Raw genomic sequence first — 25,568 nt, forward strand, 5'->3', positions numbered from 1 at the left:
CAGTTTACGGCTTGGAGGATGATTGCATATGGCCCGTAATAAGATCGCGCTCATCGGCGCTGGTAATATCGGTGGCACCCTCGCGCATCTCGCGGCTCTCAAGGGTCTGGGCGACATCGTTCTGTTCGACGTGGTTGAGGGCATTCCGCAGGGCAAGGCGCTCGACCTGTCGCAATGCGCTTCGGTCGAGGGCTTCGACGCGAAGATCACCGGCTCCAATGATTATGCCGACATCGCGGGCGCCGACGTCATCATCGTCACCGCGGGCGTCGCTCGCAAGCCGGGCATGAGCCGCGACGATCTGTTGGGCATCAATCTCAAGGTCATGAAGGCCGTGGGCGAGGGCATCAAGGCCAATGCTCCCGACGCTTTCGTCATCTGCATCACCAACCCGCTCGACGCGATGGTGTGGGCGCTGCGCGAATTTTCCGGCCTGCCGCACAACAAGGTGGTGGGCATGGCGGGCGTGCTCGACTCGTCGCGCTTCAATCATTTCCTGGCGGAAGAATTCAACGTGTCGGCCAAGGATGTCACCAGCTTCGTGCTGGGCGGCCACGGCGACACGATGGTCCCGGTGATCGAATATTCGACCGTCGCCGGCATCCCGGTTCCCGATCTCATCAAGCAGGGTCGCTCGACCAAGGAGCGCATCGACGCCATCGTGCAGCGCACCCGTTCGGGCGGCGGCGAGATTGTCGCGCTGCTCAAGACCGGTTCCGCCTTCTATGCGCCGGCGACCAGCGCGATCGCAATGGCGGAGGCCTATCTGGGCGACAAGAAGCGCCTGTTGCCCTGCGCCGCCAATCTGACCGGTCAATATGGCGTCGACAATCTTTATGTCGGCGTGCCCGTGATCATCGGCAAGGATGGCGTCGAGCAGGTTGTCGAGATCGAACTGAACGATGAGGCGAAGGCGAACCTTCAGGTGTCGATCGACGCCGTCAAGGAACTGCTGGAAGCCTGCAAGGGCATTGATCCTTCGCTGGCCTGAGCCCCAAACGAGCTTGCACCGGACCGTCCCAGGTAAGTGCGCAGCCTGGGGCGGTTCGCCTTTAGACCCAAAGTGCCACGTCCACAGAAAATGAAGGGACGCTCATGTCCATTCTGGTGAACAAGAACACCAAGGTCATCACCCAGGGTATGACCGGTGCCACCGGTACCTTCCACACCGAAACCGCCTTGGCCTATGGCACGCAGATGGTCGGCGGCGTGACGCCTGGCAAGGGCGGCACGACCCATATCGGCCTGCCCATGTTCGACACCGTCGCGGAGGCCAAGTCGAAGACCGGCGCCGACGCTTCGGTCATCTATGTCCCGCCGCCGTTCGCGGCCGATTCCATCCTGGAGGCGATCGATGCGGAAATCCCGCTGATCGTCTGCATCACCGAAGGTATTCCGGTGCTGGACATGGTGAAGGTGAAGCGCGCCCTTTCCGGCAGCAAGTCGCGCCTGATCGGCCCGAACTGCCCCGGCCTGCTGACGCCGGGCGAATGCAAGATCGGCATCATGCCGGGCAACATCTTCTCCAAGGGCAGCGTGGGCGTGGTTTCGCGGTCTGGCACGCTGACCTATGAGGCGGTGTTCCAGACCACCAATGCGGGCCTGGGCCAGACCACGGCCGTCGGCATCGGCGGCGATCCGGTGAACGGCACCAACTTCATCGACGTGCTGGAACTCTTCCTGGCCGACGACGCCACCGAATCGATCATCATGATCGGCGAAATCGGCGGCGATGCCGAAGAGCAGGCCGCCCAGTTCCTGATCGACGAGGCGAAGAAGGGCCGCAAGAAGCCGATGGCCGGCTTCATCGCGGGCCGCACGGCGCCTCCGGGCCGCCGCATGGGTCATGCCGGCGCGATCGTGTCGGGCGGCAAGGGCGACGCTGAGAGCAAGATCGCGGCGATGGAAGCGGCCGGCATCAAGGTCGCCGCCAGCCCGTCCGAACTTGGCACGACCCTGCTGGAAGTGCTGAAGGGCTGAACCGGCCGAACGCGATGGCCGGGCTGCACCCCGGCCATCGGTTACCCCGCTCCGCGACTGCACGCGGTTGGCATGGGACAAGAGAAATGGGTTACGAGAACCAGGAAGTTTTTGACGGAGTTGGCGAGGCTGAACGCGGGCCGAGCTGGGCGCGCACCAACTGGCCGCCGATCGACACCGACGACCTGACCGGGGCGCTTGACCCCACGCAGATGCAAGTGGCCGTAAAGGCCGCCGCCAAGACCAATGGCAAGGCGATTTCGGACGCTGATGCCGTAAGCGCGGCTGACGATGCAATACGCGCGCAGATGTTGATCCGTACATATCGCGTACGTGGTCATTTGGCTGCCAATCTAGACCCGCTCGGCTTGACCCAGCGCGACCTGCCGGCTGACCTGACGCCGGAATATCACGGCCTGAACGACCCTGACAAAAAGGTCTATCTGGGCGGTACGCTGGGCCTGCAATATGCCACCGTGCGGGAGATCGTGGCGATCCTGCGCGCCAATTATTGCGGCAATGTCGGCCTTGAATATATGCATATCGCAGACGTGGAGGAACGCCGTTTCCTCCAGGAGCGTCTGGAGGGCAAGGACAAGGAAATCCACTTCACGCCGGAAGGCAAGAAGGCGATCCTGGCCAAGGTGATCCACGCCGAACAATATGAGAAGTTCCTGGGTCGCAAATATGTCGGCACCAAGCGCTTCGGTCTGGACGGCGGCGAATCGATGATCCCGGCGCTGGAAGCCATCATCAAATATGGCGGTGCGCAGGGCGTTCGCGAGATCGTCTACGGCATGGCCCATCGCGGCCGCCTGAATGTGCTGGCCAATGTGATGGCCAAGGGCTTTCGCGTCATCTTTCACGAATTTTCGGGCGGTACGGCCAATCCCGAGGATGTCGGCGGTTCGGGCGACGTCAAATATCACCTTGGCACCTCGACCGATCGCGAGTTCGACGGCGTCAAGGTGCATATGTCGCTGGTCCCCAATCCGTCGCACCTGGAAACCGTCGATCCGGTGGTGCTGGGCAAGGTGCGCGCGCAGCAGACTTTCCGCGACGACCTTGCCAAACATGAACAAGTGCTGCCCGTGCTGATCCACGGCGACGCAGCCTTTGCCGGGCAGGGCATCGTCTGGGAGTGCTTCGGCTTTTCAGGCGTGTCGGGCTATAATACCGGCGGTTGCATCCACTTCATCGTCAACAACCAGATCGGCTTCACCACCAGCCCGCAATTCTCGCGCGGTTCGCCCTATCCCAGCGATGTGGCGAAGGGCGTTCAGGCCCCGATCCTGCACGTCAATGGCGATGATCCGGAGGCGGTGACCTTTGCATGCAAGCTGGCGATGGAATATCGCCAGACCTTCCACCGCGACATCGTGATCGACATGTGGTGTTATCGCCGCTTCGGCCACAATGAAGGCGATGAGCCGTCCTTCACCCAGCCGCAGATGTATGCGAAGATCCGCCAGCATCCCCCCGTCAGCGATGTCTATTCGGCGCGGCTGAAGGCCGAAGGCGTGGTCGATGACGATTTCGTCGCCCAAGCGACCGGCGACTTCGTCAACCATCTGGAGGAAGAGTTCGAGGCCGGGAAGAGCTACAAGCCGAACAAGGCCGACTGGTTCGCCGGTCGTTGGTCCGGCCTGCACAAGCCGGCCGACGCGGAAACGACCCGTCAGAGCGTCGAGTCCGCGATCAGCCAGAAGCTGTTCGACAGTCTTGGCAAGACGCTGACGGCGATTCCGGATGGCCTCAACGTCCACAAGACGCTGAAGCGCGTGATCGACGCCAAGGCGGAGATGTTCAAGTCCGGCGAGAATTTCGACTGGGCGACCGGCGAGGCGCTGGCCTTCGGATCGCTGCTGTCGGAAGGCTATGGCGTCCGCCTGTCGGGCCAGGATTCCGGGCGCGGCACGTTCAGCCAGCGGCATGCGGTCTGGACCGACCAGGATACGGAGAACAAATATATCCCCCTTTCGACCGTGCCGCATGGCCGGTTCGAGGTGCTGGACTCGCCGCTCTCCGAATATGGTGTGCTGGGCTTCGAATATGGCTTCGCGCTGGCCGATCCCAAGAGCCTGGTGTTGTGGGAAGCGCAGTTCGGTGACTTCGCCAATGGCGCGCAGATCATCTTCGACCAGTATATCGCTTCGTCGGAGACCAAGTGGCTGCGTTCCAACGGCCTGGTCTGCCTGCTGCCGCATGGCTATGAAGGGCAGGGTCCGGAACATAGCTCGGCCCGACTGGAACGTTATCTCCAGCTTTGCGCGGAGGGGAATATCCAGGTTGCGAACATCACGACCCCGGCCAATTACTTCCACGTCCTGCGTCGCCAGATGCTGCGGCCGTTCCGCAAGCCGCTGATCATCATGGCGCCCAAGTCGCTGCTGCGTCACAAGCTGGCGGTCAGCAAGGCGGAGGATTTCCTGGGCGAAACGCACTTCAAGCGTATCCTGTCGGACCCCAATGGGTCGGCCGACAAGGACACTCGCCGCCTGGTGCTCTGTTCCGGCAAGGTGTTCTACGATCTGATGGAAGCACGCGATGCCGCCGGCGACACGGATGTGCAGATCGTGCGCATTGAGCAGATCTATCCGTTCGCGACGGAGGCCCTTACCAAGCGCATGGAGCGCATGACGAGCCTGGAAGACGTCGTCTGGTGTCAGGAAGAACCGCGCAACAACGGCGCATGGTTCTTTGTGGAACCCTATATCGAGGAAGCGCTGGCAGCCGCCGGCAAGGCGCCGATGCGCGCCCGCTATGCCGGCCGCAAGGCGTCGGCGTCGCCCGCCACGGGCCTCGCCAAGCGCCATGTCGCCGAACAGGGCGCCCTCGTCGCCGATGCGCTGGGTCACAGCGTCCGTGAAGAAATCCGTCGCCAGAAGAAAGGCTGAACAAGCTCATGGCTACCGAAGTCAAAGTCCCCACCCTGGGCGAATCCGTTACCGAAGCAACCGTCGGCCAGTGGCTCAAGAAGCCCGGCGATGCCGTGAAGGCCGACGAGCCCATCGTCAGCCTTGAAACCGACAAGGTCGCGGTGGACGTGCCCGCGCCGGCCGCCGGCACGCTGGGCGATATCATCGCCAAGGAAGGCGACACGGTCGAGGTCGGCGCGCTGCTGGGCTATGTGAACGAGGGTGCTGCGACTGCCGCTGCGTCCGCCGCTTCTCCGGCTCCCGCTGCCAAGGCGGAAGCCGCCACGCCAGCGCCGGCCGCTTCGGCGCCCGTCGAGGAGGATGAGGGCGGCAACCTGACCCTGTCGCCTGCCGTGCGCCGCCTGGTGCTGGAGCATGGCCTTGATCCGAGCAAGATCAAGGGCACGGGCAAGGATGGCCGCCTGACCAAGGATGATGTGCTGGCCGCTGCCGCTGCCGGTACTGCGCGGGCTGCGGCCGCCAGCCCTGCCGCCGCGCCCGCGGCCGCCGGTCCCGCGACTGGCCCGAGCCGCGCGCAGGAGCGCGTCAAGATGACCAGGCTGCGCCAGACGGTCGCCAAGCGCCTGAAGGAAGCCCAGAATAACGCCGCTTTGCTCACCACCTATAATGACGTCGACATGACCAACGTCATCGAGGCGCGGGCGAAGTACAAGGATCTGTTCGAGAAGAAGCATGGCGTCCGTCTGGGCTTCATGGGTTTTTTCACCAAGGCCGTCTGCATGGCGCTGCGCGACATTCCGGGCGTGAACGCGCAGATCGAGGGCGACGAGATCGTTTATAATGATTTCGCCGACATCTCGGTCGCGGTGTCCGCGCCGAACGGTCTGGTCGTGCCGGTGATCCGCAATGCGGAGTCGCTCAGCGTTGCCGATATCGAAAAGACGATCGGCAATTTCGGCAAGAAGGCGAAGGAAGGCACGCTGACCATGGAGGACATGAAGGGCGGCACCTTCACCATCTCCAATGGCGGGGTCTTCGGCTCGCTGCTCTCCAGCCCGATCATCAACCCGCCGCAGTCGGCGGTGCTGGGCCTGCACCGCATCGAGGACCGTCCCGTGGTCCGCAACGGAGAGATCGTGATCCGCCCGATGATGTATCTCGCGCTCAGCTATGACCATCGCCTGATCGACGGTCGCGAGGCGGTGACGTTCCTCGTCGCGGTGAAGAACGCGATCGAGGATCCGACCCGCCTGCTGATCGACCTGTAAGACATCACGCCAGAGGAAGGTGAACCATGGCAGACTTCGATTATGATGTTCTGGTAATCGGCGCCGGTCCGGGCGGCTATGTCGCGGCGATCCGCGCGGCGCAGCTGGGCCTCAAGACCGCCTGCGCCGAAAGCCGCGAGACGCTGGGGGGCACCTGTCTCAATGTCGGCTGCATTCCGTCCAAGGCGCTGCTGCACGCATCGGAGCTTTACGACGAAGCGGCCAATGGCGCGCTTGCCAAGCTGGGCGTGAAGATCGACAAGATGAGCCTGGACCTCGACACCATGCAGGGCCAGCGCAAGGAAGCGGTGAAGGGCCTGACCGGCGGCATCGAGTTCCTGTTCAAGAAGAACAAGGTCGACTGGCTGAAGGGGCTCGCGAGCTTCACCGGGGCCAATACCGTGGAAGTCGCGGGCAAGAAGGTGACGGCGAAGAATATCGTCATCGCCACCGGCTCGTCGGTCACGCCGCTTCCGGGCGTCGCGGTGGACAATGCGGGCGGCAAGATCGTCGATTCGACCGGCGCGCTGGAACTGGACAAGGTGCCAGGCCATCTGGTCGTCGTCGGCGGCGGCGTCATCGGGCTCGAGCTTGGATCGGTGTGGCGCCGCGTCGGCGCGAAGGTCACTGTGGTCGAATATCTCGACCAGATCCTGCCCGGCATGGATGGAGAAGTCCGCAAGGAGGCGAACAAGATCTTCAAGAAGCAGGGCTTCGAATATAAGCTTGGTACGAAGGTCACGGGCGCGGAAGTCGGCAAGAAGGGCGTGACCCTGACGGTCGAGCCGGCCGCCGGTGGCGCGGCCGAGAAGATCGAGGCCGATGTCGTGCTGGTATCGATCGGCCGTCGCCCCAATACGGAGGGGCTGGGCCTCGAGAAGATCGGCCTGGAACTCAATGCCCGCGGCCAGATCGAGACCGATCATGATTTCGCCACCAAGGTTCCGGGCATATGGGCGATCGGAGACGTGATTCCGGGCCCGATGCTGGCGCACAAGGCCGAGGATGAGGGCATTGCCGTCGCCGAGAATATCGCCGGCCTGACCGGCATCGTGAACCATGACGTGATTCCGTCGGTCGTCTATACCAAGCCGGAAATCGCGGGCGTGGGCCTGACCGAAGAGGCGGCCAAGGAAAAGGGCGCGATCAAGGTCGGCAAATTCCCTATGCTGGCGAACAGCCGTGCCAAGACCAACCATGAGCCCGATGGTTTCGTGAAGATCATTGCCGATGCCGAAACCGACAAGGTGCTGGGCGTCTGGATCATCGCGACGGTTGCCGGCACGATGATCGCGCAGGCGGCCCAGGCGATGGAATTCGGCGCGTCGAGCGAAGACATCGCCTATACCTGCCACGCTCACCCGACCCATAGCGAGGCGATCAAGGAAGCGGCCATGGCCGTCACGGGCAAGCCGATCCATATGTGATCGCGCGCAGCCTTCCGCGAAGATGAAGAGGCCGTCCTTCGGGGCGGCCTTTTTTCGGGGAGAGCGAGCGGTTGCAGCGCCGTCCGGAAGACCGGGGCCGGCTTTCCGCTCACCGGATGCTGCGACGGAGAATTTGGAGGCCCGCGTCGGATTTGAAGCGGCGCTTCAGCCGTTGCTGACCCGCGAGGTTACATCCTGTTCCGTCGTGGCAGGCGTCGAGAGCGCCCGGCGCACGCACACCCTGTTGCGGCCACGGGTCTTGGCTTCGTAGAGCGCCTCGTCCGCCCGCGAAATGGCGTCATGGATGGAAGCGTCGCCCCGCTGCACGGCTGAGAGCCCGAAGCTGGCCGTCATCGGCCGGGACAGGCCAACCTGTCCAGCGACCTCCTGAGCCAGGCTCTCGCGAATGTCATTGGCGATGGCCGCCGCGCGGGCAGCATTGGTATCGGGCAGGAAGAGCACGAACTCCTCCCCGCCGAACCGGGCTGTAACAGCGCCTGCGGGCGCGAACCGCGCCAATGTGCGCGCCAGCGTGACGATCACGCGATCGCCCAGCGCATGGCCATGGGAGTCGTTGATCGCCTTGAAATGATCGATGTCGCAGAGGATCAGGCTGCCCTGTGTCGGCAATTTGCGCGCTCTCTGGCCGACCGCGTCGTCAAAGCCGCGGCGGTTGAGCAGGCCGGAAAGCGGATCATGCAGCGCATCGCGCTGATAGCGGGAGAGCAGGTCGAGCATGTTCGCCGCGAGCGCCGCCAGAGCCAGGAACAGGCCAAAGACGCAGGCCAGCGCCTGCATCAGGAAGGCATAATCGCTGTTCAGGAAATTGCCGCCCGACAATGTGAGCGGCATGGTGCTGCCGCGTATCAGATTGTCCAGCGCGACCAATGTCGCCGCCCCGAACAGCGTGCGGTCCGACCAGTTGTCGAGCCGGCTCCTCCCCGCGATCAGCGGCAGGCCGATCAGCAGGAAACAGCCGAAATCGGACGATGCCAGTTCGAAGGGCAAATGGTCGAACAGGAGGGCGGCGGCGCACAGCAATATGGACAGGGCCCAGATCGCGATCCGCGCCCGCAGCAGCCAGTTCGGCCGCCACCGTTCCAGCAACGCCTGGCTGAACAGCAGGAATCCGCTGGTGAACAGCAGGTCCGCCGCCAGACTCCAGAGAGGTGAGGGCGCAAGGGCAAATCCCGCCGGCATGGCAAAGCCGCCAGCAACGCACAGATAGGCCGCGCTCCAATATCCGGCGGCGCGCACGCGCAGGCTCCAGACGAAGGCGAACACCACGCTGAAACTTGCCATCATGACGGGCAGGAAGAAGGCGAAATTTTCCCCCACGCTGTTGTGCCTGTTCCTCTTGTCGGTCGTCAGCCGGCGCGGCGTCTCTACCGCCAGACGGGTAAAAGCCGATCCTTAACAAATACTTCCAGATCGGACGAGATGTTCATCCGTTATGGATGAACCGTCGACGAGCAGATCAGAAGGAGGGGCGGCGCTTCTCTTTGAAGGCCTGCACGCCTTCATGAAAGTCGGGCTGGGTGAAGGCGTCGCGGAACATGGCGAGCGTTTCGTCATCGTCGTCTGCCTGTCCATCCAGGATGCGGCGGACAATGGTCTTGGACGAACGGATCGAATGCTGGGCGTTGGCGGCCATGCTGTGCGCCAGTGCCATCGCTGCCTCCCGTGGGGCGGGCGCGATCTGGTCGATCAGGCCGATGGCGAGCGCATCACCCGCGTCGAGGAGGGCGGCAGTGAACAGGATGCGCTTGGCCCGCGCAGGCCCGACCAGGTCGACCAGCAGCTTCGTGTCGAACAGCGAATAGACGATGCCGAGCCTGGCGGGGGTGATGCCCAACCGGGCGGCAGGGGAGCAGATCCGCAGGTCGCAGGCTATTGCGAGTCCGCATCCCCCGCCCACGGCATCGCCGTCTATCGCCGCGATCACCGGCTTTTCGGCATGGGCAAGGGCATATTGGCTGGCGCGGATCGCGGCCTGGTTGGCGAAGCGCCAGTCTTCCTCCCCCGAACAGCGCGCGAATTCGTGTATATCCGCTCCTGCGCAGAAGAGGCCTGGCGTCGCCGATGTCAGGATGAGCACGCGGATCGCCTCGTCCGCCATCGCCTCCTGCACCAGTTGGGGAAACTGCTCCCACATCTGCTGGTTCATCGCATTATGTTGGCGTGGCCGGTCGATCAGCAGCGTCGCGACCGGACCGTCGCTTTCCAGATAAAGCGTCATGCTGGCCAGTTTTCCAGCAAGGGCATCAGATCGTCATAATGGTGGATCACGGCGTCGGCCTCCAGCGCCTCCACCGGCCCATCCAGGAAGCCGAAGCTGACAGCGATGCTGGGGATGCCCGCATTGCGCGCGCCGGCAATGTCGTTGATGGTGTCGCCCAGGAAGATCGCCCGCCCGCCCCCTGCGCGTTCGACCATGGCGTGGATCGGCGCGGGGTCCGGTTTGGCGATGCCCACCGTGTCGCCGCCCACGACGCTGGCGAAGCGATCCGACAGGCCGATCTGATGAAGCAGGGGGATGGTGAAGCGTTCCGCCTTGTTGGTGCAGATGGCGAGCTTCACGCCTGCCGCCTGCAAAGCGTCCATCGCAGCCGTCAGGCCGGGATAGGGCAGGGAATGAATCGCCAGATTCTGCTCATAATAGTCGAGCAGGATGGGAAGCATCCTGGCCAGCATCGCCTCGTCATATCCGCCGGAGGCGTCGAGAGCCCGCTGAAGCATCACCTTCGCGCCCTTGCCGACGAAGGGGTGGATCGCTTCCACCGGGAATGGCGGGCGGCCGTCCGTCGCAATGGCGTAGTTGACCGCCGCCGCCAGGTCGCCGCTGGTGTCGAGCAGGGTGCCGTCAAGGTCAAAACCGACAATGTCGAAGGGAATGCTGGCCATGGCCGGCTCATGCCGCCTGCACAGTGGCAAAGGCAAGTCAAACATGGCAGAGAGCGCTCAGATTCTTGGCCCTTTCGTGAAGGATGCCCCTGTGACCTCCAGCCGCTCGCCCGCCCGTCCTCTGGCCGTGATCATCCTTGCCGCCGGGCAAGGGACGCGCATGAAATCAACGAAACACAAGGTGCTGCACCCGATAGCGGGGCGGCCGATGCTGCTCCACCTGCTCGCCAGCGTGGCGGCGTTGCAGCCTGAGCGGCAGGTGGTGGTCGTCGGCGCGGGGCGCGACCAGGTGGAAAAGGCGGTCGAGGGCAGCGGCGCCGTCATCGCAGTGCAGGAACAGCAACTGGGCACCGGCCATGCCGTAGCGCAGGCGCATGATGCGCTGGCCGGCTTCGCAGGCGACATATTGATCCTCTATGGCGACGTGCCGCTGGTGCGCACCGAAACGCTGCGAAGCATGCTGGACCGCCTGAACTGGGGTGACGAGCCGCGCGCCGTTGTGCTGGGTTTCCGGCCTGAGGACGCCGCCGCCTATGGCCGGATCATCGCCCGCGATCAGGGCGTGATCGAAAAGATGGTGGAATATAAAGACGCCAGCGCAGAGGAGCGGGCGGTGACGCTCTGCAATTCGGGACTGATGGCGGTGCGGTCGACCGACCTGTTCGTGCTGCTCGACAAGATCGGCAACGACAATGCGGCGGGGGAATATTATCTGCCCGACATCGTCATGCTGCCGGGCGCCCAGAGCGCGGTGATCGAGGCGGAAGCATGGGAAGTTGCGGGCGTCAACAGCCGCGCCGAACTGGCGGGGGTGGAGGCTGTCTGGCAGGACCGTCGCCGGGCGGAGGCGATGCGGGATGGAGCGACGCTGATCGCGCCGGAAACAGTGTTCTTCGCGCATGACACCCTATTGGGCCGCGACGTGGTGGTTGAACCCCATGTCGTCTTCGGTCCGGGCGTCAGCATTGCGGACGATGCGACGATCCACGCCTTTTCGCATCTGGAGGGCGCCTCTGTCGGCAAGGGCGCGGAAATCGGTCCCTATGCCCGCCTGCGCCCTGGGGCGAAAGTTGGCGGCAAGGCCAAGGTCGGCAATTTCGTCGAGATGAAGAAGGCCGAACTGGGCGAGGGCGCCAAGGTGAACCATCTGTCCTATATCGGTGACGCGAGCGTGGGCGCAGGCGCCAACATCGGCGCGGGCACCATCACCTGCAACTATGACGGCTTCTTCAAATATCGGACGGAGATCGGCGCGGGCGCCTTCATCGGTTCCAACAGCGCGCTGGTCGCGCCCGTGACGATCGGGGATGGCGCGATCGTCGCGGCCGGAAGCGTCGTGACCCAGCCGGTGGAGGCCGATGCGCTTTGTCTCGTCCGGCCGGCGCAGGAGGTGAAACCTGGATGGGCCGCCCGCTTCCGGGCGAAAATGCAGGCGCGCAAAGCCGCCAAGTGAAGGCCCTTTCCCGAACGCGGCGCTGGCTGATCGCGCTGCTGATCCTTTTGCTCCTGTTGACGGGAGCGGTAGTCTGGCTCGTGCTCAATGCGCGGGCCATGCCGGTGGTGCGGCATCTGGACGTCGCCCTTCCCTTCCCGACGGATGCGCCCCGACGGCCGGTCACGGTGGCTCTGCTGACGGACGGCCATTTGTCCGGTCCCGACAACAGTCCAGCCCGGATGGCGCGGATCGTCGCCCTGGTGAATGGCCTGAAACCCGATCTGGTCGTCCTGGGCGGCGACTATATCGGGGATCAAAAGGGTGGCGCGACCTATGGTCCGGAGCAGAGCATCGCGCCCTTTGCCGCTTTGCGCGCGCCGCTGGGCGTGGTCGCTGTGCTGGGCAATCATGACGCCCGAAAACATGCGCGGATCAGCCGCCGGCAATGGGCCGCCCTGTTTGCCCGCATCGGCATTCCTTTGCTGGAGAATCAGGCGGTGCGCCGGGGTCCGCTGGCGATCGGCGGGCTGCGCGACATCTATACCGACCGACCCGACATCCCCGCGACGCTGGATGCGATGCAGGCGTTGGGCGGTGCGCCGCTGATGCTGTCCCATGGGCCGGATGTCTTTCCGCTGCTGCCCGACCGGCCGATGCTGACGCTGGTGGGTCATACCCATTGCGGGCAGGTGGCCTTGCCCTTTGCCGGCATAGTCTATGTGCCTTCACGCTATGGCACCCGCTATGCCTGCGGGGTGTACCGGGAAGGACAGCGGACCATGGTGGTATCGGCCGGGCTTGGCACCAGCGGCCTGCCGATCCGGTTGCTGGCGCCGCCGGATGTCTGGCTGATTACAATTCATCCACGATGATGCGGTACCCCTGTCGCCCGCCGCGCGATCGTGGCATAGGCGGCACAAGCATAGAGTTTTCACGGCTTTGGGACTGAGCATCCATGTGCGGCATCATCGGAATCATCGGCAAGGACGACGTGGCGGAGCGGCTGGTCGAAGGTCTCAGGCGACTTGAATATCGCGGTTATGATAGCGCGGGCGTCGCCACCATCCATGATGGGCAGATCGACCGTCGCCGCGCCGAGGGCAAGCTCGCCAATCTGGTGAAGGAACTGGGCGCCGCGCCCTTGCCGGGTAAGACGGGCATTGCCCATACCCGCTGGGCGACCCATGGCGCACCCACGACCAGCAACGCCCATCCCCACGCCACAAAGGAAGTGGCGCTCGTCCACAACGGCATCATCGAGAATTTCAAGCCGCTGCGCGAGGAGCTGATGGCGCGGGGCCGCACTTTCGACAGCCAGACCGATACGGAAGTCGTCGCCCATCTGGTGAGCGAACTGGTCGAGCAGGGCGCATCCCCGAAGGACGCGGTGGCGCAGGTCCTGCCGCGCCTGCACGGCGCCTTCGCGCTGGCGATCCTGTTCCGCAGCCATCCCGATATGCTGATCGGCGCGCGCCTGGGCTCGCCGTTGGTGGTCGGCTATGGCGAGGGGGAGACCTATCTTGGCTCCGATGCGCTGGCGCTGGCGCCGCTGACCCAGCGCATCGCCTATCTGGAGGAAGGCGACTGGGTCGTCATCACCCGCGACGGCGCGGAGATCTTCGACAAGGACAATGTTCCCGTCGAGCGGCCTGTCACCATTTCCGGCGTCACCGGCGAACTGATCTCCAAGGGAAATCACCGCCACTATATGCTCAAGGAAATCTACGAGCAGCCGGTGGTGGTGGCGCAGACACTGCGTTCCTATCTGCGCCGGATGGATGACCAGGTGTCGCTGCCGATCCCGGATTTCGACCTTGGCAGCATTCGCCGCGTCACCATCGTCGCCTGCGGCACCAGCTACTATGCCGGCATGGTTGCCAAATATTGGTTCGAGCAGTTCGCCCGCGTTCCCGTCGACATCGATGTGGCCAGCGAGTTCCGTTATCGCGCGCCGGTGATGGAAGAGGGCGGGCTGATGATCGTCATCAGCCAGTCGGGCGAAACCGCCGACACCCTGGCCGCGCTGCGCCATGCCCGTGCCGAGGGACAGAAGATCGCCGCCGTCGTCAACGTGCCGACCAGCACCATGGCGCGGGAGGCCGACCTGTTGCTGCCCACCAATGCCGGGCCGGAAATCGGCGTGGCATCGACCAAGGCCTTCACCTGCCAGTTGGCGGTGCTGGCGGCGTTCGCGGCCAATCTGGCGCGGGCGAAGGGACGGCTGGACGCAAAGGCGGAAAAGGAACTGGTCCGTCACCTGTCCGAGGCGCCCGCCGCGCTCAATGCCGCGCTTGCCTATGATGAATCCATCGAGGGGATGGCGCATCTGATCGCGGGCGCGCGCGATGTGCTCTATCTGGGGCGCGGGCCGGACTATCCGCTGGCGCTGGAAGGGGCGCTCAAGCTCAAGGAAATCAGCTATATCCATGCCGAGGGCTATGCCGCTGGCGAGATGAAGCATGGCCCTATCGCCCTGATCGACGACAAGGTGCCGGTGATCGTGCTGGCGCCCAGTGGACCGCTGTTCGAGAAGACCGTCAGCAACATGCAGGAAGTGCAGGCGCGCGGCGGCAAGGTGGTGCTGATCTCCGATTATGACGGGGTGCAGGCCGCGGGCGAGGGTTGCATGGCGACGATCACCATGCCCAAGGTGCATCCGCTGATCGCGCCGATGGTCTATGCCGTTCCGGTGCAGTTGCTGGCCTATCATGTCGCCGTGGCCAAGGGCACGGACGTCGATCAACCAAGAAACCTTGCCAAGTCCGTTACCGTAGAGTGAGCGGCGGCTGCCGTGCGCAAAACCGGTTCCCACTTTTGCGCACGATGCTCCAGCCGGTGTTCAGCCGCCTCATAGTCGACATCCCGGATCGCCTTTGACAGCATGAGACATGGAATGACTGGCGGCCGGGAATGTCATCGCTGATCCGACGCCTTGGGAAACAGCCATTTTCCGCCGAAGTTCACACCATATGCGCGCGCGCACCAGCGCGCGTAGGCGGCTGCGCAATGTGTCGGACGTTTCAAAGAGGGTTCCGGAATGGGCCGTCGGCGCGAAATAGGACAGGCTTAACCGGCAGGGGTTGCGAAAATAGGACGCTTTTCGGCGAGGCTGTGGCCATTGCATCACGCGGGGTCATGAGTCGGTGTTAGAAGCGAAGATGTTGCGGGAAACCTCGTCGAGGCGGGACTCAGCCGGTGCTGGCGCACCCCCTTAACCCTGTCCATCCTGTGCGACGGGCCGTTTACCAAATTTGAACGCTGATCGTTGATACAGCCTCCGGGAGGCTCCGTAATGGCGGTTTTACGCAATATATTTTGCGCAGGGAAGGCGGTGCGCCGTTTCGGCAAGAACCTGTCGCAGGACAGGCAGGGTATGGCCATGGTGGAATTCGCCGTCATCGCCCCGGCCTTGCTCGCGCTGTTGCTCGCGATCCTTTACTCGATGCTGATATATCTGGCGCAGCAGATGCTGGAAACCGCGGCGCAGAGCGCAGGGCGCCTGATGCTGACGGGGACCGTCCAGACCGTGCAACTGGCCAATGGCCATGTCGGCATGACCGCCAGCGATTTCAAGAACGCCATCTGCAACGGTTTCTCCGGAACCGATGCCAATGGTCAGGCAATCACTGTCCCATCGCTGTTGCCCGCACTGCTCACCTGTTCCCGGCTGACGGTCAATGTCGCCACCGCGAGCACCTATAATGCCGGCAGCACCGCCAAGCCGACCTTCACTTATGACAGCAATGGCGTGCTGACCTCGACAGGCACGGGCTATAGTTACCAGTCGGGCGGCAGCGGCAAATCCCGCATCGTCGTTCTTCAACTGGTCTATCTCTGGCCGACAGGAAAAGGGCCGCTCGGCCTGAACCTGGTGAACCAACCCAACAGCAACCGCCAGCTTGTCGCGACATCGGTATTCACGACGGAAGATTATTCATGCAGCGCATCGCAAAGCTCATGTTGAGGCGCTTTGCACAGGACGCAAGTGGAGCGGTTCTCATCGAATTCGCGATTTGCCTGCCGGTGCTCGTGCTCCTGTACACCGGCGGATGCTCCCTGTCGGACATGATCGCCTGCAACCGCAAGGTCACGATCGCGACGCGCTCCCTTGTCGACCTTACCAGCCGAACGATGTCACCCACCATCGTCTACACGGACCCGACGAGCGCCGACGCGAAATCCTATCTCAGCGCCAGCGCAGTCGTCCTGTCGCCCTACAAGCTCGACAAGGCGACCGAGCAGATATCGCTGCTCAGGGTCTGCGATGCCACCCATGCCTATGTCGTGTGGACCCAGGCCCAGACGCAAAGCGCCGACGGTAGCACCGTCACCGCCGCGACTTCGGAACAGACGGCCGGGACGCTCCCCACGGCCGGGACGCAGTCAGCCAATACCGTTGTTTCCATCCCCGCCAACATGATCAGTTCCACGATGGTCCCGACCTCTCCGGACGGTTCGAATGTGTGCGGAAACCTTGGCCCCGGTACCGGCACCAAGACCCAGGTCGGTACGGCCGGTGGCTGGCTGTTCATGGGCAAGGTCAAATATAATTTCACGCCGTCGATCAGCTTTATCCCCATCCAGACGACTACGCTGACTCACACCCTCTACATGACCCCTCGTCTTTTCTAGGTGCTTGAATGATGACAGGATCCTCTTGCCCCAACTCTGCGCGTGTCCTGGCCAGGCTGGCTGCCCGGCTGAAGGGCGACCAGCGAGGCGGCGCCCTGATGATCACGGCATTTTCCCTCATCCCGCTGACCTTCGTCGTCGGGTTCGGGGTCGATTATTCCCGCGCCATGGCCCTTCAGACGCACTTGAACGCGGCGGCCGACGCGGCTGCGCTGGCGGCTGTCGGCCCTTCGCTTATCCTGCAATCGAACAGTGAAGCGACTACCGCCGCAAGAGCCATGTTCACGGCGCAGGCCAGCCTTCTGAACGGCTATCAGGACCTGCAGGTGACGCCCACCATCACCGACGGCACCTCAGGCAGCGGCGGCGCGCTGGGCTATCTTCGCAAGGCGACCGTCAGCTATACGGTCAAGTCGGTCAATATGTTCGGCAACATATTGGGGGTCGGTACATTAACAGTCAGCGGTACGTCCTCGGCCAGCGCCGCGCAGCCGCCCAATGTCGATTTCTACCTGGCGATGGACAATTCGCCTTCGATGCTGCTTCCCGCGACGTCGGACGGCGTCAGCAAGATCATCGCGGCCACCAAGACTTCCGAAAACGCGAACGGCTGCGCCTTTGCGTGCCACGCGATGCTTCCGACAAGCGACAATATCTATGTCAAGGATCAGAAAACACGCCATATATTGCTGTCAACGGGCTATTATACGTCGGGATCGGCGACCCGGAACGTCTTCTATAGATGGGATTATACTACGAACCTCATCTATGACAGCGCAGGCAATCTCATGACCTCGACTTCGACGCCGACGGTCGTGGGCCCCGTGCGGACAACATCTGGAAACGGAAATAACAAGAAGAACATCGATACCACCACCAGTACCTACGACGTCACCACTTATATTGTTTTGCCGGTGAACAAGAATCCAGGCGGCGTAACCAACATATACAAGAGAGTGACGCCGACCAAGAAGATTGTCGAGGATTCCACGCCGGCAAGCGGTGGAACCACGACGACCACGACGACCACGACGACGGGCACCCCAATCGACACATTGTATGATACCAGCTATTTTGCCGATGGTTATTGGCTCACCCATAATTATGGGCAGATCTACGGCAGTCCCGCCAGCATCACCCTGCGCAAGGACGATGTGGTTTCGGCCGCGACGCAGTTGATCCCCTTCGCGGCTAACCAGGCGTCCCAATATCAGGTCACCTATCGCGCGCAGATGTTTTCGTTCGACTGGACGCGATCGGGCAATTCTTCGCCGGTCAGGACGCTCAACAGCCTGACCAGCGTCGCTTCCTATGGCAGTGGCTTTTCCGCGGCATCGCTGTTCCCGGCTGACGATTATTGGTGGAAAAACTCCATGCCGACCAGCGGCAGCAACATCGACGATAAAGCCACCGAAGTGACGAACATGCTCACCGCCATGAACAACGTCATCCCCACGGCGGGAACCGGCGCGCCTGGAGCGACGCCGCAGAAGATATTGTTCATCATCACGGACGGCATGCTGGACCAGCCAAATGGCGGCGGCCGTTATTTCGGCCCGATGCGGAGCAGCGATCTGACACAATGCACAGCGATCAAGACCAAGGGTATCAAGATTGCCATTCTCTATACCCAATATCTGCCGGAGTCGCTTGCCGGCGATTCCTGGTCGCAGACGAATATTGCTCCGTTCCTGCCGCGTCCGCCTTCGCCCTATCCGGCCGGCAATGCGGGAAGTTCCGACCAGGTTCTCACCGCGCTGCAAAGTTGTGCGTCATCGGGCATCAATGGATCGCCACTGGTGCAGACCGTGACGGCCGATGACAATATCACCACGGCTCTCCAGCAACTATTCTCAACTGCCCTCCAGACAGCTCGACTGGTTCAGTGACGGGGCGCGGACATAGGGAGAGACCGTCATGATGCCTGAAATGACGCTGCCGGATGGGGTAACCGCCTGAAGCCTGCCGGCAGCATGTTCCGTCATCCTTGAATGATGGTATCTGCGTTATCCCCCGCCCGGCGCATTGTGCCCGCCCGCCGGGACCGGGCCTCCGCTTGGCGCGTGGGCGTGATCGGGATTGCTGTCCCAGTCGATGTGATAGAGGTCGAACCGCCGGTCGCGCAGGTTGCGTACCGTACCCTCCGCCCGGGCCCAACTGAGGTCCGCCAGGTTCACGTCGGCCATGGTCAGCGTCTCGACATTCTCGGTCGATTCCGCCGCGATCCCGTCGCGCGCGAAGGGCAGGTCGCAGGGCGTCAGGATCGCGCTCTGGGCATATTGGATGTCCATATTGTCGACATTGGGCAGGTTGCCGACATTGCCTGACATGACCACATAGCATTGGTTCTCGATCGCCCGCGCCTGCGCGCAGTATCGCACGCGCATGTAACCCAGCCGGGAGTCGGTGCAGAAGGGCACGAAGATGATCCGCGCGCCCTGGTCCACCAGCCGTCGCGCCAGTTCGGGAAATTCGCTGTCGTAACAGATGAGCACGCCGATCGGCCCGCAATCGGTCTGGATCACGTCCAGCGAGTCGCCGCCCTTGATATTCCACCAGAAGGCCTCATTGGGCGTCGGGTGAATCTTTTCCTGCCTGTGCAGCGATCCGTCGCGCAGCGCGACATAGGCGATATTCTGGATATCGCCGTCATCAGCGCGGGTCGGGTGAGAGCCGCCGATGATGTTGATATTATATTCCAGCGCCATTCTTTCCAGCTCTCTGGTGAGGCGCGGGGTGTAGCTGGTCAGCTTGTCGATCGCTTCGGCAGGGGAGAGGTTCCTGGTTTCGTAGGACAGCAGGGGCAGGGTGAACAATTCGGGAAAGACGATGAAGTCAGAGCGATAATCGGCCGCCACGTCGACGAAATATTCGATGTTGCGGATGAACTCGTCGAAATCCTTGACGGCGCGGGCCTGCAACTGACAGGTGGCGAGGCGGACACTCTCCACGCCGCGCGGCACGCGCATTTCCGGTGCTTCGTCGGGATCGACATAGGGGTTGCGCCAGACAAGATGCGCGGCATGTCCGTCGGACTGCTTGTCTTCAGGAAGGTAGTTTTCGAGCACGCCCAGCGGCTCGAACTGGTTCTTGAGCTGGAAGCTGACGACCTGGTCGCGCAGCTTGCCCTGGACGACCTTGTCCAGATAATCGGCCGGCCCATCGACGCGCCGCCTGGCCCTGGCGTAACCGGGCATGCGGCCGGCGATGACGATACCGTGCAGGTCCAGTTCCTCGGCCAGTTCCTTGCGCTCGTCATAAAGACGCTGGCCGATGCGCAGTCCGCGCAATTTGGGATCGACCGCCATTTCATAGCCATAGAGCCACTCGCCCGCCGCGCTGTGCCGGGTGCCGAAGCCATTGGCGGTGATCTCCTCCCAGTCATGGGGGGAAAAGGCCATCGCCTTGCTGACGCGCATGGTCGCGCAATAGCCGACGATCCGGCTGTCATAGAGGGCGACGAAGCAGCCGGTCGGGAAATTGTTGATCTGGCCGCGAAGGGTCGCGAGCGAATAATTGGGCAGGCCGGGATAGACTCGCGCGATCAGCCGCTGAATGCCGCGCACATCCGCCGGAACCGCCGGCCGGACTTCCAGGCGCTTCTTCGCCGTTGTCGTCATCATTCGCCTTTCCGCTCATGAAAAAGGCGGCGCCGGGATGCGGCGCCGCCTCGTTCCGTTACCGTATTGAACTGCAGAACGGCAGATCAGTTCCACTTGCCCATGGCGTCTTCCAGGTTCACGCGGATCGCCTCGAAGAACTGTTCGGTGGTCATCCAGGCCTGCTCCGGACCGATCAGCAGGGCAAGATCCTTGGTCATCTTGCCGCTTTCCACCGTTTCGATGCAGACCCGCTCCAGCGTTTCGGCAAACTTGGTGACTTCCGGCGTCTCGTCGAACTTGCCGCGATAGCTGAGGCCCTGGGTCCAGGCGAAGATCGACGCGATCGGATTGGTCGAGGTCTGCTTGCCCTGCTGATGCTGGCGATAATGGCGGGTGACGGTGCCGTGGGCGGCTTCGGCCTCGACGGTCTTGCCATCGGGCGAGAGCAGGACGGACGTCATGAGGCCAAGGGAGCCGAAGCCCTGCGCCACCGTGTCCGACTGTACGTCGCCATCGTAATTCTTGCAGGCCCAGACGAACTTGCCGCTCCACTTGAGGGCGGAGGCGACCATGTCGTCGATCAGGCGGTGTTCGTAGACCACGCCCACCTTCTTGAACTCGGCGGCGAATTCATTGTCGAACACTTCCTGGAACAGATCCTTGAAGCGGCCGTCATAGGCCTTGAGGATGGTGTTCTTGGTCGACAGGTAGAGCGGCCAGCCGCGGCCCAGCGCATAGTTCATGCTGGCGCGGGCGAAATCGCGGATCGAATCGTCCAGATTGTACATGCCCATGGCGACGCCGGAGCTCGGGAAGTTGAAGACGTCCTTCTCGATCTTCTCGCCATTGGCGCCGTCCCACACCATCCGCAGCTTGCCGGGGCCGGGGACGAGGAAGTCGGTGGCGCGATACTGGTCGCCGAAGGCATGGCGGCCGATGACGATCGGATCGGTCCAGCCGGGAACCAGGCGCGGCACATTGCGGATCACGATCGGCTCGCGGAAGACAACGCCGCCCAGGATGTTGCGGATCGTGCCATTGGGCGACTTCCACATTTCCTTCAGGCCGAATTCCTCGACGCGCGCTTCGTCGGGGGTGATGGTGGCGCACTTCACGCCGACGCCATGCTCCTTGATGGCATTGGCGGAATCGATGGTGATCTGGTCGTTGGTCTCGTCGCGCTTTTCGACGCCCAGATCATAATATTTCAGGTCGATGTCGAGATAGGGAAGGATGAGGCGCTCGCGGATCCACTGCCAGATGATCCGCGTCATTTCGTCGCCGTCGATTTCCACGACGGGGTTCTTCACCTTGATCTTAGCCATAGCGCCTGTGCCTTCTCATTCGGGTGGAATTTGCGAACGCCCTAGGGAAAGCGACGGCAATGTTCAACTGGAGTGTGCAGGGCGCGCGGGGAAATGGGCGCCGCCGCCGCCGGATATCACATGTTCGGGGAGAAGATGCGGCGCGGGATTATTTCGTGGCTCTTCGGAAGGGATCGGACGTTGTCACTGCAAGTGTCTGTCCTTAAAGACGGTGTCCATGGAAAATGACGAACTGACCGTCGCGCTGGGCGGCAATGTGAAATGGCGCTTCCCCTCGGTGCATCCGGAGGGCGTGAAATTCGGCCTGATCGCGGCCGCCATCACCGCGCTGCTGTTCCTGGTGGGCTGGGAGATTCCGGGCTGGCTGATGGTGATGGTGACGATCTGGGTCCTGGCGTTCTTCCGCGATCCGGTCCGCGCCGTACCGCAGGATGAGCACGCCATCGTCGCCCCCGCGGACGGGCTGGTGACACTGATCCAGCGGGTGCCGCCGCCGCGGGAGATGAGCGGGCCGGACGGGCTGGGCGACCAGCCGATGATCCGCGTGTCGATCTTCATGAGCGTGTTCGACGTGCACATCAACCGGACGCCGATCGGCGGGACGGTGAAGTCGGTCGTCTATATTTCCGGCAAGTTCCTGAACGCCGACCTCGACAAGGCGAGCGAGGATAATGAGCGGCAGCATATCCTGGTCGAGCGGCATGACGGGGTGCGCATCGGCTTCACCCAGATCGCGGGCCTTGTCGCGCGGCGGATCGTACCCTTTGTGAAGCCGGGCGACATGGTCGCGGCGGGGCAGCGCATCGGCCTGATCCGTTTCGGCAGCCGTGTCGACGTCTATCTGCCGGCGGGCACCGCCCCGCGCGTGGTGCTGGGGCAGCGCACCGTGGCCGGCGAAACGATCCTGGGCCAGATTGGCGACATGCGCGTGATTTCGGGGATTCAGCAATAATGCGGCAGCGGCGCACCATCCCGCGCGGTCTGCGCCGGGGGATCACCCTGCGGATGGTGGCGCCCAACGCCGTGACGGCGATGGCGCTGTGCTTCGGCCTGACGGGCGTGCGCTACGGCATTTCGGGCGAATGGGAGCGGGCAGTACTCTCCATCCTGATCGCCGGCGTGCTGGACGGGCTGGATGGCCGCATTGCCCGGCTGCTGCGGGGGGAAAGCCGCTTCGGCGCGGAGTTGGACTCCCTGTCGGATTCCATTGCCTTCGGCGTGGCGCCGGCCCTCGTGCTTTATCTCTGGTCATTGAACGCCATGCCGAAATTCGGCTGGATATTCGCTCTTGCCCATGCGCTTTCCTGCGCGCTGCGGCTGGCGCGGTTCAACGCCAATATCGACGCCGACGTGCAGCCGCACAAATCCGCCGGCTTTCTTACCGGCGTTCCGGCGCCCGCTGGTGCCGGTCTGGCCTTCGTGCCGCTCTATCTCTGGCTGGTGACCGGCGAACCGTTGTTCCGGCAATGGTATGTAGTGGCGCCGTGGACCGCCTTCTCAGCCTTCCTGATGATCTCCAACATCGCGACCTATAGCTGGTCCGCGCTGCGTCTGCGCAAACGCATAAGGCTGGAGGCGATTGCGCTGGCCGGGCTTCTGGCGGCGCTGCTAATCACAGATCCATGGCTGACTCTGCTGGTGCTGTGCGCCATTTATCTTGCGCTCATCCCCTTTGGCATGATGTCCTATGCCAGGGTTCGCCGCCAGCGCGCGGCCGAAGCACAATGATCCTCAGGCAGCCAGCACCGCGGCGGCAAAAGCGGGGCGTTCTTGTCGCGTCGAGGGTGCGGCGCGACGCCGGCTGATGCGCAGGCGATATACCGGAACCTGTCGCGAGATGGGTTCGAATGCGAGAGCCGCCACCATCTTGTCATGATAGGTCAGCAGCATGCCGACAATGACGCCCGCGGCGAGCAGGAATGATCCGGTGAAAACAAGTGCTGCGACCAGTGCGAACATATGCAGCTCACTTTCTGTCTTGCCATTTGCACGGCTTGGTTCACTATGGGCATGCAAACGGTGCAAATCCGCCGCTTGTTCCCAATGTTCTCCTTATGTTCTATCCAGAACGGAGAGTCAACCCCTTGCAATGATATTCCGACGCGTCTAAACGCGCGCCCATTCCACATGGGAATCGACATATCCGGTGCTGCGGCGCGCTGCTTCAGTTCCTGATTCCCAGAGGTGTAACCGGAAGGAGAATAATTATGGCGGCTCCTGTCGTCACCATGCACCAATTGATCGAGGCTGGCGCCCATTTCGGCCACCAGACCCACCGCTGGAACCCGCGCATGAAGCCGTACATCTTCGGCGAGCGCAACGGCATTCACATCCTTGACCTGTCGCAGACCGTGCCGCTGTTCGGCCGCGCCCTGGACTTCGTGTCCGCGACCGTCGCCGCCGGCGGCAAGGTGCTGTTCGTCGGCACCAAGCGCCAGGCGCAGGATCCGATCGCTGAAGCCGCCCGCAAGTCGGGCCAGCATTTCGTCAACCATCGTTGGCTGGGCGGCATGCTCACCAACTGGAAGACCATCTCTGGCTCGATCAAGCGTCTGAAGACCCTGGAAGAGAAGCTGTCGGGCGACACCCACGGCTTCACCAAGAAGGAAGTCCTCCAGATGACCCGCGAGCGCGAGAAGCTCGAAATGTCGCTGGGCGGCATCCGCGACATGAACGGCATCCCTGACGTCATGTTCGTGATCGACGCCAACAAGGAAGAGCTGGCGATCAAGGAAGCCAACACGCTGGGCATTCCGGTCGTCGCGATCCTCGATTCGAACGTCTCGCCCGACGGCATCGCTTTCCCGGTTCCGGCGAATGACGACGCCAGCCGCGCGATCCGCCTCTACTGCGACGCCGTCGCCGCCGCCGCCACCAAGGGCAACCGTGGTGCGCAGCAGGCTTCCGGCGTTGACCTTGGCGCTCTGGACGAGCCCGAGGCCGAAGAGGTCGTCGCTCAGGCCTGAGACGCGGTCTTCGAACTGCAAGATTGACAGGCTAGGGCGCGCTCCGATGGAACGCGCCCTAGCGCTTATTTGAACCATCCGAAACATTTAGGAGCCGAAACATGGCCGAGATTACCGCTGCCGCCGTCAAGGAACTGCGCGACCGTTCGGGCGCGGGCATGATGGACTGCAAGAAGGCGCTCACCGAAGCCAATGGCGACATCGAAGCGGCAACCGACTGGCTGCGCGCCAAGGGTCTTGCCGCCGCGCAGAAGAAGTCGAGCCGCACCGCCGCTGAAGGTCTGGTCGGCGTCGCCGTTGCCGGCACCAAGGGCGTCGCCGTCGAAGTGAACAGCGAAACCGACTTCGTCGCCAAGAACGACCAGTTCCAGGATTTCGTCCGCACCGTGTCGACCATCGCGCTGGAAAATGGCGTTGCCGACGCTGACGCGCTGTCGAACGCTGCCTATCCGGCTGGCGGCACCGTGGCCGAGAAGCTGGTCGCCAACATCGCCACCATTGGTGAAAACCAGACCCTGCGCCGCGTCGGCCAGGTCGAGGTGAGCCAGGGCGTCGTCGTTCCCTATGTCCACAATGCCGCCGCTCCGGGTCTGGGCAAGATCGGCGTGCTGGTCGCGCTGGAGGGCGATGCATCCGCCGACGTTCTGGAGCCGCTGGGCAAGCAGATCGCGATGCACATCGCTGCTGCCTTCCCGCTGGCGCTGTCCTCGGCCGATATCGATCCGGCCCTGCTGGAGCGTGAGCGCGCGATCGCTGCCGAAAAGGCGGCCGAATCGGGCAAGCCCGCCGAGATCGTCGCCAAGATGGTGGACGGCGCCGTCGCGAAATATGCGAAGGAAAACGCGCTGCTGTCGCAGCTCTTCGTGATGGACAACAAGACCCCGGTCGCCGACGTGGTCGCCAAGGCGGCCAAGGAAGCCGGCGCGTCGATCACGCTGAAAAACTATATCCGCTTCCAGCTCGGTGAAGGTATCGAGAAGGAAACGAGCGACTTCGCCGCCGAAGTGGCCGCCGCCGCCGGCGTCTGATCCGACAGTTCGTTCGCTTTCGGCGGTGTCGGGAGGCTGAGGCTTCTCGACAAGCCGGACGCGGGCGCTAAGGAAGTTCGGGGTTGCCAAAACCCTGCTTCACATAATGGCGCGCGCTGCTT

At 63.1% G+C, this 25,568-nt stretch carries 21 protein-coding genes; 15 read left to right on the plus strand and 6 right to left on the minus strand.

Annotated elements, in window-relative coordinates; translation table 11 throughout:
• Positions 1-28 precede the first annotated feature (28 nt).
• The 5 genes from mdh (at position 29) to lpdA (ending at position 7,554) form a co-directional block, all read left to right on the plus strand.
• The gene (gene mdh, locus ACN9MX_RS17855) at positions 29-991 is read left to right on the plus strand and encodes a malate dehydrogenase (protein WP_363737195.1); all 963 of its coding nucleotides are present in this window, start codon (positions 29-31) and stop codon (positions 989-991) included.
• A gap of 104 nt (positions 992-1,095) precedes the next feature.
• Positions 1,096-1,980, plus strand: a complete 885-nt coding sequence (sucD, locus tag ACN9MX_RS17860; RefSeq protein WP_025547828.1) for a succinate--CoA ligase subunit alpha — start codon at positions 1,096-1,098, stop codon at positions 1,978-1,980.
• 86 nt (positions 1,981-2,066) lie between these two features.
• Complete coding sequence (locus ACN9MX_RS17865; protein ID WP_363830116.1) at positions 2,067-4,877, plus strand: 2-oxoglutarate dehydrogenase E1 component; 2,811 nt, start codon at positions 2,067-2,069, stop codon at positions 4,875-4,877.
• Positions 4,878-4,885: 8 nt separating this feature from the next.
• The gene (gene odhB, locus ACN9MX_RS17870; RefSeq protein WP_363830118.1) at positions 4,886-6,127 is read left to right on the plus strand and encodes a 2-oxoglutarate dehydrogenase complex dihydrolipoyllysine-residue succinyltransferase; all 1,242 of its coding nucleotides are present in this window, start codon (positions 4,886-4,888) and stop codon (positions 6,125-6,127) included.
• A 26-nt stretch (positions 6,128-6,153) separates the two neighbouring features.
• Positions 6,154-7,554: a dihydrolipoyl dehydrogenase gene (lpdA, locus tag ACN9MX_RS17875; protein WP_363830120.1), complete on the plus strand. Its 1,401-nt coding sequence runs from the start codon at positions 6,154-6,156 to the stop codon at positions 7,552-7,554.
• Positions 7,555-7,719: 165 nt separating this feature from the next.
• Here the strand turns inward: lpdA and ACN9MX_RS17880 are convergent, their stop codons facing one another.
• The 3 genes from ACN9MX_RS17880 to gph form a co-directional block, all read right to left on the minus strand.
• Complete coding sequence (locus tag ACN9MX_RS17880) at positions 7,720-8,892, minus strand: GGDEF domain-containing protein (RefSeq protein ID WP_363830123.1); 1,173 nt, start codon at positions 8,890-8,892, stop codon at positions 7,720-7,722.
• Between the two features lie 139 nt (positions 8,893-9,031).
• On the minus strand, positions 9,032-9,793 hold the full coding sequence (locus tag ACN9MX_RS17885) for an enoyl-CoA hydratase/isomerase family protein (RefSeq protein ID WP_363830126.1): 762 nt from the start codon (positions 9,791-9,793) through the stop codon (positions 9,032-9,034).
• Positions 9,790-10,458 (minus strand): phosphoglycolate phosphatase, encoded by a 669-nt coding sequence (gene gph / locus ACN9MX_RS17890; RefSeq protein WP_363737190.1) that lies wholly within the window; start codon positions 10,456-10,458, stop codon positions 9,790-9,792. The genes ACN9MX_RS17885 and gph overlap by 4 nt, the downstream gene beginning before the upstream one ends.
• 160 nt (positions 10,459-10,618) lie before the next feature.
• Here gph and glmU point away from each other — a divergent pair, with 160 nt between their 5' ends.
• The 6 genes from glmU (at position 10,619) to ACN9MX_RS17920 (ending at position 18,414) form a co-directional block, all read left to right on the plus strand.
• Entirely contained in the window at positions 10,619-11,911 is a 1,293-nt protein-coding gene (glmU, locus tag ACN9MX_RS17895; RefSeq protein ID WP_363830128.1) for a bifunctional UDP-N-acetylglucosamine diphosphorylase/glucosamine-1-phosphate N-acetyltransferase GlmU, read from the plus strand.
• Between the two features lie 26 nt (positions 11,912-11,937).
• Positions 11,938-12,765 carry a metallophosphoesterase gene (locus tag ACN9MX_RS17900; RefSeq protein ID WP_363830453.1) on the plus strand — a complete coding sequence of 276 codons (828 nt, stop codon included), beginning with the start codon at positions 11,938-11,940 and terminating at the stop codon, positions 12,763-12,765.
• A gap of 83 nt (positions 12,766-12,848) precedes the next feature.
• A complete protein-coding gene (gene glmS / locus ACN9MX_RS17905) occupies positions 12,849-14,672 on the plus strand; it encodes a glutamine--fructose-6-phosphate transaminase (isomerizing) (RefSeq protein WP_363737188.1) in 1,824 nt (607 codons plus the stop codon).
• 513 nt (positions 14,673-15,185) lie between these two features.
• Positions 15,186-15,857 (plus strand): TadE/TadG family type IV pilus assembly protein, encoded by a 672-nt coding sequence (locus ACN9MX_RS17910; protein WP_363737187.1) that lies wholly within the window; start codon positions 15,186-15,188, stop codon positions 15,855-15,857.
• Positions 15,830-16,525, plus strand: a complete 696-nt coding sequence (locus ACN9MX_RS17915; protein ID WP_363737186.1) for a TadE/TadG family type IV pilus assembly protein — start codon at positions 15,830-15,832, stop codon at positions 16,523-16,525. The genes ACN9MX_RS17910 and ACN9MX_RS17915 overlap by 28 nt, the downstream gene beginning before the upstream one ends.
• A 98-nt stretch (positions 16,526-16,623) precedes the next feature.
• Entirely contained in the window at positions 16,624-18,414 is a 1,791-nt protein-coding gene (locus ACN9MX_RS17920; protein ID WP_363830129.1) for a pilus assembly protein TadG-related protein, read from the plus strand.
• Positions 18,415-18,531: 117 nt separating this feature from the next.
• Here the strand turns inward: ACN9MX_RS17920 and ACN9MX_RS17925 are convergent, their stop codons facing one another.
• Together ACN9MX_RS17925 and ACN9MX_RS17930 are read right to left on the minus strand one after the other, a co-directional pair.
• Entirely contained in the window at positions 18,532-20,145 is a 1,614-nt protein-coding gene (locus ACN9MX_RS17925; RefSeq protein ID WP_363737438.1) for a bifunctional GNAT family N-acetyltransferase/carbon-nitrogen hydrolase family protein, read from the minus strand.
• An 86-nt stretch (positions 20,146-20,231) separates the two neighbouring features.
• Positions 20,232-21,452, minus strand: a complete 1,221-nt coding sequence (locus ACN9MX_RS17930) for an NADP-dependent isocitrate dehydrogenase (protein ID WP_363755978.1) — start codon at positions 21,450-21,452, stop codon at positions 20,232-20,234.
• A 217-nt stretch (positions 21,453-21,669) separates the two neighbouring features.
• Here ACN9MX_RS17930 and ACN9MX_RS17935 point away from each other — a divergent pair, with 217 nt between their 5' ends.
• Together ACN9MX_RS17935 and ACN9MX_RS17940 are read left to right on the plus strand one after the other, a co-directional pair.
• Positions 21,670-22,404 (plus strand): phosphatidylserine decarboxylase, encoded by a 735-nt coding sequence (locus tag ACN9MX_RS17935; protein WP_133652990.1) that lies wholly within the window; start codon positions 21,670-21,672, stop codon positions 22,402-22,404.
• Entirely contained in the window at positions 22,404-23,180 is a 777-nt protein-coding gene (locus tag ACN9MX_RS17940; RefSeq protein ID WP_363737183.1) for a CDP-alcohol phosphatidyltransferase family protein, read from the plus strand. The genes ACN9MX_RS17935 and ACN9MX_RS17940 overlap by 1 nt, the downstream gene beginning before the upstream one ends.
• 3 nt (positions 23,181-23,183) lie before the next feature.
• Here the strand turns inward: ACN9MX_RS17940 and ACN9MX_RS17945 are convergent, their stop codons facing one another.
• Positions 23,184-23,411, minus strand: coding sequence for a hypothetical protein (locus ACN9MX_RS17945; RefSeq protein WP_363830131.1), 228 nt, complete (start codon positions 23,409-23,411; stop codon positions 23,184-23,186).
• A 248-nt stretch (positions 23,412-23,659) separates the two neighbouring features.
• On the opposite strand from ACN9MX_RS17945, the gene rpsB reads away from it, so the two are divergent.
• Both rpsB and tsf read left to right on the plus strand, forming a co-directional pair.
• The gene (gene rpsB / locus ACN9MX_RS17950; protein ID WP_133652993.1) at positions 23,660-24,418 is read left to right on the plus strand and encodes a 30S ribosomal protein S2; all 759 of its coding nucleotides are present in this window, start codon (positions 23,660-23,662) and stop codon (positions 24,416-24,418) included.
• A gap of 101 nt (positions 24,419-24,519) precedes the next feature.
• Positions 24,520-25,446 carry a translation elongation factor Ts gene (gene tsf / locus ACN9MX_RS17955; RefSeq protein ID WP_133652994.1) on the plus strand — a complete coding sequence of 309 codons (927 nt, stop codon included), beginning with the start codon at positions 24,520-24,522 and terminating at the stop codon, positions 25,444-25,446.
• The last annotated feature ends 122 nt before the right edge of the window (positions 25,447-25,568 follow it).

It is taken from the genome of Sphingobium sp. R-21, from assembly GCF_049913335.1.
GTDB lineage: Bacteria > Pseudomonadota > Alphaproteobacteria > Sphingomonadales > Sphingomonadaceae > Sphingobium.

Excerpts from the sequence above, each read along its gene's own strand:
- rpsB (WP_133652993.1), top strand. The coding sequence starts at position 23,660 with ATGGCGGCTCCTGTCGTCACCATGCACCAATTGATCGAGGCTGGCGCC.
- ACN9MX_RS17910 (WP_363737187.1), top strand. The coding sequence starts at position 15,186 with ATGGCGGTTTTACGCAATATATTTTGCGCAGGGAAGGCGGTGCGCCGT.
- mdh (WP_363737195.1), top strand. The coding sequence starts at position 29 with ATGGCCCGTAATAAGATCGCGCTCATCGGCGCTGGTAATATCGGTGGC.
- ACN9MX_RS17920 (WP_363830129.1), top strand. The coding sequence starts at position 16,624 with ATGATCACGGCATTTTCCCTCATCCCGCTGACCTTCGTCGTCGGGTTC.
- odhB (WP_363830118.1), top strand. The coding sequence starts at position 4,886 with ATGGCTACCGAAGTCAAAGTCCCCACCCTGGGCGAATCCGTTACCGAA.
- ACN9MX_RS17915 (WP_363737186.1), top strand. The coding sequence starts at position 15,830 with ATGCAGCGCATCGCAAAGCTCATGTTGAGGCGCTTTGCACAGGACGCA.
- glmS (WP_363737188.1), top strand. The coding sequence starts at position 12,849 with ATGTGCGGCATCATCGGAATCATCGGCAAGGACGACGTGGCGGAGCGG.
- ACN9MX_RS17940 (WP_363737183.1), top strand. The coding sequence starts at position 22,404 with ATGCGGCAGCGGCGCACCATCCCGCGCGGTCTGCGCCGGGGGATCACC.
- sucD (WP_025547828.1), top strand. The coding sequence starts at position 1,096 with ATGTCCATTCTGGTGAACAAGAACACCAAGGTCATCACCCAGGGTATG.
- ACN9MX_RS17885 (WP_363830126.1), bottom strand. The coding sequence starts at position 9,793 with ATGACGCTTTATCTGGAAAGCGACGGTCCGGTCGCGACGCTGCTGATC.
- tsf (WP_133652994.1), top strand. The coding sequence starts at position 24,520 with ATGGCCGAGATTACCGCTGCCGCCGTCAAGGAACTGCGCGACCGTTCG.
- glmU (WP_363830128.1), top strand. The coding sequence starts at position 10,619 with ATGAAATCAACGAAACACAAGGTGCTGCACCCGATAGCGGGGCGGCCG.
- ACN9MX_RS17945 (WP_363830131.1), bottom strand. The coding sequence starts at position 23,411 with ATGTTCGCACTGGTCGCAGCACTTGTTTTCACCGGATCATTCCTGCTC.
- gph (WP_363737190.1), bottom strand. The coding sequence starts at position 10,458 with ATGGCCAGCATTCCCTTCGACATTGTCGGTTTTGACCTTGACGGCACC.
- ACN9MX_RS17865 (WP_363830116.1), top strand. The coding sequence starts at position 2,067 with ATGGGTTACGAGAACCAGGAAGTTTTTGACGGAGTTGGCGAGGCTGAA.
- ACN9MX_RS17925 (WP_363737438.1), bottom strand. The coding sequence starts at position 20,145 with ATGACGACAACGGCGAAGAAGCGCCTGGAAGTCCGGCCGGCGGTTCCG.
- ACN9MX_RS17935 (WP_133652990.1), top strand. The coding sequence starts at position 21,670 with ATGGAAAATGACGAACTGACCGTCGCGCTGGGCGGCAATGTGAAATGG.
- lpdA (WP_363830120.1), top strand. The coding sequence starts at position 6,154 with ATGGCAGACTTCGATTATGATGTTCTGGTAATCGGCGCCGGTCCGGGC.
- ACN9MX_RS17930 (WP_363755978.1), bottom strand. The coding sequence starts at position 21,452 with ATGGCTAAGATCAAGGTGAAGAACCCCGTCGTGGAAATCGACGGCGAC.